Origin of the sequence: Amycolatopsis sp. NPDC089917, assembly GCF_040684635.1 — a bacterium.
Classification (GTDB): Bacteria; Actinomycetota; Actinomycetes; order Mycobacteriales; family Pseudonocardiaceae; genus Amycolatopsis.
Map to the genome: position 1 here is coordinate 1 of NZ_JBFBGL010000116.1, position 12,080 is coordinate 12,080.

Annotated in this window: 8 protein-coding genes; 1 reads left to right on the top strand and 7 read right to left on the bottom strand. The window is 70.3% G+C overall.

Features of this window, described 5'->3' with window-relative positions:
• Positions 1-95: 95 nt before the first annotated feature.
• The 5 genes from AB0N89_RS40100 to AB0N89_RS40120 are packed head-to-tail and all read right to left on the bottom strand — an operon-like array spanning position 96 to position 8,197.
• Positions 96-1,709, bottom strand: coding sequence for an allophanate hydrolase (locus AB0N89_RS40100; protein WP_364216687.1), 1,614 nt, complete (start codon positions 1,707-1,709; stop codon positions 96-98).
• On the bottom strand, positions 1,706-5,281 hold the full coding sequence (gene uca, locus AB0N89_RS40105) for an urea carboxylase (protein ID WP_364216690.1): 3,576 nt from the start codon (positions 5,279-5,281) through the stop codon (positions 1,706-1,708). The genes AB0N89_RS40100 and uca overlap by 4 nt, the downstream gene beginning before the upstream one ends.
• The gene (locus tag AB0N89_RS40110) at positions 5,278-5,889 is read right to left on the bottom strand and encodes an urea amidolyase associated protein UAAP2 (protein ID WP_364216693.1); all 612 of its coding nucleotides are present in this window, start codon (positions 5,887-5,889) and stop codon (positions 5,278-5,280) included. The genes uca and AB0N89_RS40110 overlap by 4 nt, the downstream gene beginning before the upstream one ends.
• The gene (locus tag AB0N89_RS40115; protein WP_364216696.1) at positions 5,886-6,719 is read right to left on the bottom strand and encodes an urea amidolyase associated protein UAAP1; all 834 of its coding nucleotides are present in this window, start codon (positions 6,717-6,719) and stop codon (positions 5,886-5,888) included. Before AB0N89_RS40115 ends, AB0N89_RS40110 begins: the two co-directional genes overlap by 4 nt.
• Before the next feature lie 11 nt (positions 6,720-6,730).
• Positions 6,731-8,197 (bottom strand): amino acid permease, encoded by a 1,467-nt coding sequence (locus tag AB0N89_RS40120; RefSeq protein ID WP_364216699.1) that lies wholly within the window; start codon positions 8,195-8,197, stop codon positions 6,731-6,733.
• Positions 8,198-8,374: 177 nt separating this feature from the next.
• On the opposite strand from AB0N89_RS40120, the gene AB0N89_RS40125 reads away from it, so the two are divergent.
• Entirely contained in the window at positions 8,375-9,031 is a 657-nt protein-coding gene (locus AB0N89_RS40125) for a helix-turn-helix domain-containing protein (RefSeq protein ID WP_364216702.1), read from the top strand.
• Between the two features lie 6 nt (positions 9,032-9,037).
• Here AB0N89_RS40125 and AB0N89_RS40130 read toward each other — a convergent pair whose 3' ends face one another.
• Positions 9,038-10,303: a ribonuclease D gene (locus tag AB0N89_RS40130; RefSeq protein WP_364216705.1), complete on the bottom strand. Its 1,266-nt coding sequence runs from the start codon at positions 10,301-10,303 to the stop codon at positions 9,038-9,040.
• 68 nt (positions 10,304-10,371) lie between these two features.
• Positions 10,372-11,088, bottom strand: coding sequence for a response regulator transcription factor (locus AB0N89_RS40135; RefSeq protein WP_034318331.1), 717 nt, complete (start codon positions 11,086-11,088; stop codon positions 10,372-10,374).
• Between the last annotated feature and the right edge of the window lie 992 nt (positions 11,089-12,080).

Here is a 12,080-nt window from a genome sequence, read left to right on the forward strand (position 1 = left end):
AGGTGAGGCGGCTGCGGTATTCGGCCGAGAGGCGCCTCCGACACTACATCGGGTCACGGGAGGGACACGAATAGTGAGTGACGTTTCGGCGCGACTCAACGGCTCAAGTACCCGAGCCATCCACCGTAGGAAGTGATGTCCTCCGCGCCTTTTACCGCGGCCGGTTCACAGACGAATCCGGACACCTCGCTCCCGTCGGCCAGCCGCACCTTCCCGATCGCCAGCGGCGCGGGGACGCCCGCCACGAACTCGCCGAAGCCGGCGTAAGGCAGGTCCCACATCTCGGCGGCGATGGCGGAGCCGCCCGAGGCGACCCGGACGAGGCCGGGTTTCGGCGGCACGGTGTCCAGCGCGTAGAGCCGGTACTCGGCCGCCGTCGGCCCCGCGGAAACGAACCGGCCGCCCCGCGACGTCAGCTCGTGGTTCAGCGGCTGCCCGCGCAGATGCGCCCCGACGACGGCGATCCGTGTCCGCCGCGGCACCAGGCGGGCGACGTCGGCGAGGATCCGGTCGGCGTTCGCGGCGCCGACCAGCATCACCCCGAACGGCAGTCCGCCGACGGTCCCGGCGGGTACGGCCAGCGACGACAGGCCCAGCAGATTCGTCGAGTTCGTGAACCGGCCCAGCCGGGCGTTCACGCCCAGCGGGTCGGCTTCGACCTCGGCGATCGTCGGGTGTTCCGACGTCGTGGGCAGCAGGAGGCAGTCCACAGTGGACAGAACGGCGGACGCTTCCCGCGAAAGGTCACCGAGCGTCGCGAGGTCGCTGAACACCCGGTGCGCCGGGATGTCCTTGGCCGCACCGATGATCTGCCGCACCGTCGGATCGACGGCGTCCGGATGCGCGTCGATGAACTCGCCGACCGCCGAAGACCGCTCGGCCACGAAGGCGCCCTCGTACAGCAGCCGCGCCGCGGCCAGGAACGCCGATATGTCGACAGGGACCAGTTCCGCGCCCGCGTCGTGAAACTCGCGAGCCGCGGCGGAGAACGCTTCCGCCCACCCGTCCTGAAGAGGCCCCGGCTCCAGGGGCACGCCGATCCGGAACGGCCGGTGCACCACCGGAAGGTCCCGGGGTTCGCTCAGGCAGGCGAACGCCGCCGTCGCCTCGTCGACCGTCCGCGCGAACACGGTCACGCAATCGATGCTCGCGCACGCGGGCACGACACCGGTCGTCGGCAGCAGGCCCCGCGTCGGCTTCAGCCCGACGATCCCGTTGAACGCCGCCGGGACCCGGCCGGAACCCGCGGTGTCGGTGCCCAGCGCGAGATCCGCGATCCCGAGCGCCACCGCCACCGCCGACCCCGAACTCGACCCGCCCGACACGTACGCCGGGTCGATCGCGTTCCGGACCGCGCCGTGCGGACTGCGCGTGCCGACCAGCCCGGTCGCGAACTGATCCAGATTGGTCGTGCCCAGGATCAGCGCCCCGGCCGCCCGCAGCCGCGCCACCACCGGCGCGTCCTCGGCCGGCTGATACGCGTACTCGGGGCAGGCCGCCGTCGTCGGCAGCCCGGCGACGTCGATGTTGCCCTTGACCGCGGCGAGTTTCCCGTACAGCGGCAGGGATTCCCCGGCCGCGCGACGGGCGTCCAGCTTCTCCGCGTCGGCGAGGACGTCCTCCTCCGGCCGCAGGTCGATCCAGATCTCGGGCCGGTCGACCCGCGCGATCCGGTGGTACGCGGCGCGCACCCGCTCCGTCACGCTCATCCCGCGCTCCTTCCCAGAACCACCAGCGGGGTGCCGGGGGCGACCTGATCACCGGGGGAGACGAGCACCTCGACGACCTCCCCGAGGGCCGGCGCGGGGATCCGCGCCTCGGTCTTCATCGCTTCGAGGATCACCAGCGTCTCCGCCGCGTCGACCCGCTTCCCGGGCTCGACGTCCACCCGCCACACGGTCGCGGCGAACGGCGCTTCGACGACGTGCCCGCCGGGTGGCGCCTCGACCTTCGTGGTCGGCACCTTCGCGCCGACCGGTTCGGGACGAGGATCGAACTCGCCCGCCGCGGCCCACGCCCGCCGCTCCGCCTCGAACGCCGTGCTCTGCTTCTCCCGGAACGCGGCGATGTCGGCGGCGTTGTCGGCCAGGAACCGCTCGTGGTCGGCCAGCGCGAACTCGCCGTCGGTGATGTCGAGTTCCAGTTCCCCCGCCGAGCTCTGCGCCCGCAGGTCCAGCAGTTCCTCGGCGGTCACGGGGTACCACGAGATCCGGTCGAAGAACCGCAGCAGCCACGGCGAACCCGGTTCGAAGGAGCCGCGTTGCCGCCAGCCGCTCCACACCTGCACGGTCCGCCCGACGAACTGGTACCCGCCGGGACCTTCCATCCCGTAGATGCACAGGTACGAGCCGCCGATGCCGACCGAGTTCTCCGCCGTCCACGTGCGCGCCGGGTTGTACTTCGTGGTGACCAGCCGGTGCCGCGGGTCCAGCGGGGTGGCCACCGGCGCGCCGAGGTAGACGTCGCCGAGGCCGAGCACCAGGTACTCCGCGTCGAACACCGTGCGATAGACGTCGTCCACACTGGACAGACCGTTGACCCGCCGGATGAACTCGATGTTCCACGGGCACCACGGCGCGTCGTCCCGCACGCCCGCCATGTACCGCTCGATCGCCTCGCGCGTCGCCGGGTCGTCCCACGACAACGGCATCCGCACGGTGCGGCTCGGGACCACGAGATCGCCGGTGCGCGGCAGATCGTGCTCGACCTCCTGCACGAGCCCGAGCAGTTTCGGGACCGGCAGGACGTCCGGGTCGACGTGGACCTGCAGCGAGCGGATGCCCGGCGTCAGGTCGACGACGCCACCGACACCACCGAGGCCTTCCGCGCCCAGCCTGTCGGCGAGGGCGTGGACCCGCATCCGCAGCGCCAGGTCGAGTTTCATCGGCCCGTACTCGATCAGCAGGTTGTCGTCGCCGCTGCGCCGGTAGGTGACCTCGGGGTTCTCGTCCGAGGTGGACAGACGGCCGAGGATGCCGCCGTCGTCGATCGGCTTCCGGGTCGCCTTGACCGCCGAGCCCGGCGAGACGCGCAAGGATCCGGCGTGCTCGGTGGTGATCGGCACGAACCGCACGGTGTCGCCCGGCCGCAGCTGGCCGAGTTTCCAGCGCTGCCCGGTCACCACGGTCGCCGGGCAGACGAACCCGCCGAGGCTCGGCCCGTCCGGGCCCAGCAGGATCGGCAGGTCGCCGGTGTAGTCCACCGCGCCGATCGCGTACGGCGTGTCGTGGATGTTCGACGGGTGCAGTCCCGCCTCGCCGCCGTCCTCCCGCGCCCAGCGCGGCCGGGGCCCGACGAGCCGGACTCCGGTCCGCGCGGAGTTGAAGTGCACCTCCCAGTCGGTCGCGTAGAACGTCTCGACGTCGTCCGGGGTGAAGAACTCCGGCGCGGCGTGCGGTCCCTCGGACGCGCCGATCTCCCAGTGCGTCGCGAACACCGGGCGGTCGGCTTCGGGAACAGGCCCCGCGACCGCGTTCACCGGAACCGGGCCGGGGGAGAGGACGTCGCCGGTCGCCAGGGCGCGACCGCCGTGCCCGCCGAAGCCGCCGAGCGTGAACGTCGCCGCGCTGCCGAGGAAGTCCGGCACGTCGATCCCGCCGCGGACGAGGACGTACGCGCGGAGACCGGCGGTGCCGGTACCGACGTCGAGCACGCCCCCGGCGGGGACCTCGACCGGTGTCCACTGTGGAACGTCGCGGCCGTCGACGGTGACCGGGGACGGCGATCCCGTGACGCAAACGATTGCGTCGTCGGTGAACCGCAGTGAGACACCGTCCACGGTGCATTCGAGGCCGGGCGCGCCTTCGGGGTTGCCCAGCGCTCGGTTGCCCAGGCGCAGCGACAGATCGTCCATCGGCCCGTTCGGCGGGACACCCACGTGCCAGAACCCCAGCCGCCCCGGCCAGTCCTGGACGGTGGTCATGGTGCCGCCCCGCCGGACCTCGATCCGCGGTTCGGGGTCGGTGATCCCGTCGAGCGTCGCGGTGTCGTGCGTGACGTCGTGCAGCCGCCGATCCGCGGCGACCGCGCGCAGCTGGCCGAGGTTCGTGCGCACCCCGTCGACCCGGCTTTCGCCGAGCGCCGTGCTCAGCGCGGCCAGGGCTTCGGCGCGGTCGGCGCCGACGGTGACGACCTTGGCGAGCAAGGGGTCGTAATGCGTCGTCACCTTCGCGCCGGCTTCGACCCAGGTGTCGACCCGCACACCTTCGGGGAAGTCGGCGCGGGTCAGCAGCCCCGCGCTCGGCCGGTGCCCGGCGGCCGGGTCCTCGGCGTAGACCCGGGCTTCGACGGCGTGCCCGCGCGGTTCCGGCGAGGTGGCGAACATGCCGGTGTCGCCGTCGGCGAGCCGGAGCATCCACGCGACGAGGTCGATACGGTAGACCGCCTCGGTGACCGGATGCTCGACCTGGAGCCGCGTGTTCACTTCGAGGAACGCGGCCTCTTCGCGCACCGGGTCGTAGATGAACTCGACCGTCCCGGCCGACCGGTAGCGCACCGAAGCGCAGAGGTCGACGGCGGCGACGACCAGTTTCTCGCGCACCGCTTCGGGAAGCCCCGGGGCGGGACATTCTTCGAGCACCTTCTGGTTGCGCCGCTGCAGCGTGCAGTCCCGGGTGCCCAGCGCCAGCACCGCACCCGCGCCGTCGCCGAACACCTGGACCTCGACGTGCCGCGCGTGGGTCACGAGCCGTTCGAGGAACACGCCCGAGGTCGAGAAACTCTTGGCGGCGATGCTCTGCACCGCGTCCCAGGCTTCGCGGAGTTCTCCGGCGGACGCGCAGGCGCGCATGCCGATCCCGCCGCCACCGCCGGTGGCCTTGAGCATCACCGGGTAGCCGATCCCGGCGGCCGCCGTCTCGGCGTCGGCCAGGGTGTCCAGCAGGCCGGTGCCCGGCAGCAGCGGGACCCCGGCCTCGACGGCCTTCTCCCGCGCGGTGTGCTTGCTGCCGAAGACTTCGAGGTGGTCCGCGGCGGGACCGGCGAACCGGATCCCGGCCGCCTCCGCCGCCCTGGCGAACGCGGCGTCCTCGGACAAGAAGCCGTAGCCGGGATGGATCGTGTCCGCCCCGGTCTTCAACGCGGCTTCGATGAGGGCGTCGGCGAGGAGGTAGCTCTCCCTCGCCGGCGCCGGGCCGAGCCGGACGGCTTCGTCGGCAAGCCGTACGTGCGCGGCCGTGCGGTCGGCGTCGGAATAGACGGCGACCGTCGGAATGCCCATCTCCTGTGCGGTCCGGATGATCCGGACCGCGATTTCCCCCCGGTTGGCGACGAGCAGTTTCACGCGTCACCGCCGGTGACGACCATGCGGACGGCGGTCGGATCGAAACCGTTGCACGGGTTGTTGATCTGCGGGCAGTTCGACACCAGCACCAGGACGTCGGTCTCGGCGCGCAGCTTGACTTCGAGGCCGGGCGCGGAGATGCCGTCGACGATGCCGAGCGTGCCGTCCTGTTCGACCGGCACGTTCATGTACCAGTTGACGTTGCCCACCAGGTCCCGTTTGCCGAGGCCCCATTTCGCGCCCTCGGTCAGGAAGTTCTCGACGCAGGCGTGCTGGTACCGGGTGTGCTGGCCGTAGCGGAGGCTGTTGGACTCCTTGCTGCAGGCGCCGCCGATCGTGTCGTGCCGTCCGCAGGTGTCCGCGACGACGGTCAGCAGCGGGGCGCCCTCGCCGGTGCGCAGCACGCTGCCGGTGGTGAGGAAGATGTTGCGCTGGGCCGAGATCGTGGCCGCCGCGCTGTATCTCTTCGCCGTGTCGGCCGCGTCGTAGCAGAGGAAGTCGACGGCCTGGTTGCCGCCGAGGTCGATGATCGAGAGTGTCTCGCCCTTGCGCAGCACGGTGGAGTACGGTGCCCGTGCGGCCACTTCGGTATCGGAGATGATGGTCATGCCAGCCCCTTGGCGGTGAGGTAGTCGGCGGTGTTCTCGAAAGCGCGCTGCGCCTCGGGCGATGCTGTCCACTCGGGACTGTCCGGTGTGGACGGTGCGCTCCGCTGGGCGAGGACGCGCAGCGGGGTGACCGTGTAGTCCGGGCGCGGGTCGAGCGGATGCGCCACGTTCGCGATCAGGACGACGACCGGCAGTTCGGTGCGCAGGACCAAGGACTTGCCCGGTCCGGCCGAACCGGTGAACGTCAGCCCGCCGTCGGTTTCGACGTGGACGCCCTGGAAGAAGGACAGGCTCGGCGGGAGGTCGCGCGGTGTGAGTCCGTGCTTGGCCGCGGCGAGGGTGAACAGCGCGTTCCCCGACGGCGAGCCGCCCTGAGGGCTGCCGTCGCCGTAACGCTCGGCGTTCGAGTCCACAGTGGACGTTCCGCAGAGGGCGTCGTGCTTGCCGCTCTCGTCGGTGACGACGGTCGCGAGGACCCGCGCCTGATCCGAAAGCAGCGCGATCGCTTCGCTGAGGTACGCGTTCCACTGGACCTTCACCGTGTCCGCGACGTTCAGCCGCTCCCACGGCTGGTCGGCGTTGAACAGCAGCAGATGCGCGCAGGCGTCGCCGTCGACGTCGGTCAACCGCAGTTCCGTGCCGCGGGCGAGGACCTTGTGCGTGTAACCGCCGCCGGCGACGGTCTCGGCCCAGACCAGCTTCGCCGGGTCGATCCCGGACGGCGGATCCGGCCAGGTGGACGCGGGGATGGCGGGCATCGCGTCGGTCACCGTGCCCGCTTGGGCGCGTGCGTGGTCGCGAGCGCCGTACGTGGTCGATGTCGTGCTCATGGAACCTTCCTTCAGGTCGCGGGGACGGGAACCGTGGTGAGCGCGGAGCGGCGGCGCCAGCAGAGGTAGCCGGTGAGCAGCGCGGCGCCGACGAACTCGATCGGGAACAGCAGGACCCAGACGGAACCGGTACCGGCCAGGTCGTAGATGTCGGCTCGTGGCCAGGCGATGTTGACGATCATCATCGCGCCGTACCCTACTGCCGCCACGTTGACCGGAATAGCCCATCGCCCCAGGGAGAAATGGCCCGGTTCCGCGGTGAAACGCCCTTGGCGCCGCCGGATCAGCAGCGGTCCGGTCACCAGGACATAGGCGAGGTAGACCACGACCACCGAGGTTCCGGTGATGGTGCTGAAAATGGTCGGATTGCCGAGATTGAGCAGCAATAGGCCGATTGCCAGCAACCCGGACAGCACGGCCGGGGCGATCGGCGTGCCGGTGCGGGCGTTGACGGCGGAAAGGCGTTTGGCGCCGGGAAGCGCGCCGTCGCGGGCCATCGCGTAGATCAACCGGACGGTGCCGGTCTGGATGGTCAGGGTGCAGACGACGACGGCGATCGCGACGTCGGCGAGGAACACCCTGCCGAGTGTGTCACCGAAAACGGCCGTGATGACGTACGGCAGGCCTTTCCCCGCCAACTGCCCGTCGGTCAGGCTCGGGGCCGCCATCAGCGCGGTGATGACGACGGCGAGCCCGCCGACCCCGGAGATCAACAAGGCGCGGAGCACGGCACGCGGTGCGGTGCGGCGCGCGTTCTTGGTCTCTTCGGCGACGGAGGCCGCGGTGTCGAATCCGTACAGAACGTACGCGGCCATCAGCGCCGAGGCGAGAACACCGCCGACGCCGGGGCTTCCACCCGCGGGCTGGAGCACGACCTGCGGACCGCGGACCGCGAACAGCGCGAGACCGACGATCAGCACGAGGACGCCGACGAGTTCGGCCGCGACCCCGACGTCGTTGATCCGCGCCATGAGCCGCACGCCGCCCGCGTTGATCGCGGTGGTGACGACGATCAGCAGGGTGCCGAGCAGGACGGCGTTGCTGGCGCCGGTCGGCGACGTGATCGCCGGGTCCCCGCCGACGAGCTGGAAACCGCTCCAGACCGACGGGAGGACGACCTGCAGCGCGATCGCCGCGCCCGCCAGCGCGACGACACAGCCCACCAGCATCATCCAGCCGGCGAGCCACCCCGCGAATCCGGGGGAGAGGTGTTTCGCCCACTGGTAAACCGAGCCTGCCAGCGGGAATCGGGCGGCGAGTTCGGCGAAGTTGAGCGCGACGAGCAATTGCCCGGTGATCACCAGCGGCCATGTCCAGAAGAAGAGCGTGTCGCCGAAGGAATAGCCGAAGGCGAACAGCTGAAAGACCGTGGTCAGGATGGAAACGAAGGAGAAACCGGCGGCGAAGGCGGAGAAACCGCCCAGCGTCCGGCGAAGTTCTTGACGGTACCCGAAGGCGGAAAGGTCTTCGGAGGGCATTCCTGGGGCTCCTGTCTGAAGGGCCGAATTTCGATCGGCTGACCGAAATTAAGCGCGTGCGGGATCCTTCCGATCTCCGCCGGGTAAGCGCGGTGTTAACAGATACCGGATTCGGTAACCTGGGCCGACCGCCGGACGTAACAAAGATCTTCGCGGAGAAATGGCAGGATCGGATAGATGACAAAAACGACCGGGGTGGGCAGACCGAGGGCCAGCGGTGCGGCGGCGAGCAAGCGGGAAGCGCGGCTCGCCGTATTGGACGCCGCGGGGGAGCTGTTCACCGGCGCCGGGTACGCGGCGACGACCACCCGAGCCATCGCCGAACGCGCCGGGCTGCGCCAGGCGTCGCTCTACTACCACTTTCCGTCCAAAGAGGACATTCTCGCGGCGCTGCTGGAGGACACCGTCCGGCCGTCACTGGACGTCGCGGGCGGGCTGTCGGCCCAGCTCGCGCCGGTCGGCACACGGCTGTGGGCGCTGGCCTACGCGGACATCGACCTGCTCGGCAGCGCGCGGCACAATCTCGGCGCCCTGTACCTGCTGCCGGAGATCTCGTCGCCGAGACTGGCCCGGTTCCGGGCCGAGCGGGCGGAACTCAAACGCGTCTACGGCTCGCTCGTCGCGGCGGCCGGTGTCCCGGGCGAGCTGCTCGGCATCCGGACCGACCTCGTGTTCGGGCTCGTCGAGAGCATCGCGATCGTCCGGCGGGACCAGCCGGATCTGGACGTCGAGGCGCACGCCGTCGAGGGTGCCGACGGCGTGCTGAGGCTGGCCGGTCTCGGGGAGCCGGACACCGACCTGCGCGACTCGGCGCGGGCGCTACTGGAGGACTGAAGCCGGTCAGGCCGGGGTGGCGTGCAGCGCCTTGCTGAGCGCGGCCACGGTCAGCTCGACCTGCCACGGCCGCGCTCCGGCGTCGCGGAGGACCTGGGCGACGGTGTCCTCGCTCAGGTCCGCGGGCGGACGCCAGCAGGTGCGGCGCACCAGTTCCGGCAGCAGCAGGTTCTCCACCGGCAGCCGCCGGTCCTCCGCGATGGCGGCCAGCGCCGCGCGGGCGGCGGAAAGCCGGGCGGCGGCGTCGGGGTCCTTGTCCGACCAGCGGTTCACCGGCGGCGGGCCGTCGGTCTGCTGCGCGGGGGTGGGCAGTTCGTCGGCGGGGAGCGCGCGGGCGGCTTGGAGGTGCCGCAGCCAGCTCGCGGTGTACTTGCGCTGGACCCGGCCGCTGAACACCGGCAGCGCCTGCAGCTGTTCGACGGTCTTCGGGTCCGCGGTGACGGCGTTGATGATCGCGCTGTCGGGCAGGATCCGGCTCGGCGCGCGGTCGCGTTTGCGGGCGAGCTCGTCGCGTGCCTGCCACAGTTCGCGGACGGCGGCGAGGCCGCGGGCGCTGCGGATCTTGTGCACCCCGGACGTCCGCCGCCACGGCTCGGCCCGCGGGGCGGGCGGCGGCGCGGTGCGGACGGCCTCGAATTCCTGCTGGGCCCATTCGAGCTTGCCCTGGGCAGCGAGGTCGGCTTCGAGCTTCTCGCGCAGTTCGATGAGCAGCTCGACGTCGAGGGCCGCGTAGTTCAGCCAGTCGACGGGAAGCGGGCGCTTCGACCAGTCGGCGGCGCTGTGTCCCTTCTCCAGCTGGTAGCCGAGAAGGAGTTCGACGAGGGTGCCGAGGGCGACACGTTCGTACCCGGCGAGCCGCCCGGCGAGTTCGGTGTCGAACAGGCTCTTCGGGCGCAGGTCGAGTTCGGCGAGGCACGGCAGGTCCTGAGAGGCCGCGTGCAGCACCCATTCGGCGTCGTTGAGCACTTCCGCGAGGGGCGCGAGCTGCCCTTCGAGCGGAATGGGGTCGATGAGGAAGGAGCCGGCACCTTCGCGGCGCAGCTGGACCAGATAGGCCTTCGGCCAGTACCGGTAGCCGGACGCGCGTTCGGTGTCCACGGCGATGGCCCCGCTGCCGCCCGCGATCTTCGCGCAGGCTTCAGCGAGGGCTGTCGCGTCGGCGATCACCGGCGGAGTGCCCTCGGCGGGCTCGCGCAGGAGAACCGGTCCACCGGGGTCATCAGTGCCGGTCTGCGGGTCTGCCTGCGGATCTCCGGGTCGGTCGCCTTCCATAGGTGAAGACCCTACGGGACGAGCGGGCCGCGCCTGGTCCGCCCGCCCCGCAGGGCAGTTCGCCTTTGTCAGCGGATCACGCCGGCACGCATCGCCAGCGCCACCATCTGAGCCCGGTCACCCGTGCCGAGCTTGCGCCCGATGCGGGAGAGGTGGGATTTCACCGTGAGAGCGGAGAGGCTGAGTTCCTCACCGATCTCCTTGTTGCTCTGGCCGTCGGCGACGAGTTGCAGCACCTCCACCTCGCGCGCGGAAAGCTCGCGCGGGGTGTTGTCGGTGCCGGCGACTCGGGTGCCGGTGGCCAGGACCGGTGCGACGCTCGGGTCCGCGTAGACGCCGCCCTCGAGCACCCTGCGGACGCCGTCGGTCACTACGACCGGCGATGCCGACTTGAGCAGGTATGCCTGGGCGCCGGCCTGGAACGCCGACCTGACCGCGTACGGGTCGTCTGATGAAGCGAGCACCACAACGCGAGGCCAGCCGTGGCTACGGAGTTCCGTAACCAGCTCGATGCCGCTGCCATCCGGCAGTCCGAGATCGAGGATCGCCAGATCACAAGGCCCGGTGGCCTGTGCTCGCGCCCTCGCCTCGGCCACCGTGGCGGCCTCGTGGACGGTGCCCGCACCCATCTGTGCGAGTCTTGCTGAGATTGCCTCCCTCAACAGCGGGTGGTCATCGACCACCAACACGGAAAACAGCTCTTCCCGCGGGTGCGGAACCATGCTCGCCGGCAATGAACCGGCTGGCGTGGATCGGACGGCCTGAGAAATGCCGACGGTAGCCACGTCACTACCTCCCTGGAGTCGGTCGTGCCCCCCGACCGGCACCGGGACTTTCGGCCGTTTAGCCGCGCCAGCTTTAGACCGAAAGTGGTGTCGTCGATGGCACTGTAGCCGCCCTGAGGCCTTCACGGGGGGATCGAATGGGTATCTATCTCAAACGAGTAGTTACTCAGGGAGTTCGTTGTAACACGATCGGGCTAGTACACAGCCGGTGGCTAACGCATCGCCGAAAGAACGCGATGCACTGGGGTTACCGGGGTCCAACCGACTGTGCAGATGGACCGTGCACCTGCCGGTGCCTCTGCGCGGGAGCCTGCGGAGAGCAGTGTGCGGGAGGGCGGAATCCGCCTCCGGCATGGGGCTTGATCAACTTCGCGGAGAGTCATGATCGCTTCGCTGGGTGACCGCGACGGTCACGCTCCGGAGGCGTCGAGGGGTGTCTTCGGAGGGGTTTCCGGCCGACTTGATCTTGTTGCGGACGGTGACAGTGCGCGTAGCACGAACGGGGTGGTCCAGACCTCTGGGCAGGCGGCTCCGCGCAGGTGGGAGCTGGTCTAGTCCAGATGGTCCCGAAGGGGGCTTAGGTGGCGTACGGACGCTCTGAGAGGCCGCGAATGGGGTAAGCGAAGGCGCTCCCGGCCGCTTCGCGGATCCTTCGCAAGTACGTGAAGGCCCCCTTGCTTGCGCTAGGCGCAATGAAGGGGGCCTTCACGTACTTCGGCAGCCGATCCGGCGCGGGAGCAAGTGACCTTTAGTATCGGCAGCTTTCCTAGCAGCACTAGTTGGCCGGAAATCGCAAGATAACCCGAATGCTATGTCTCGATTGGTGGGATTCCGGCGTGTCGAGACGGCGGGCAAGTCCGTGAAGGCCTCCTTGAGGGACCCAGAGTCCCTCAAGGTGGCCTTCACGGAACGCAGGAGAGAAGCGCGGCGGTGGCGTGGTGGGTCGGGGTGGTCGTGAGTGGTAAGTGACGTTAGAACGTCATGTCATGTTT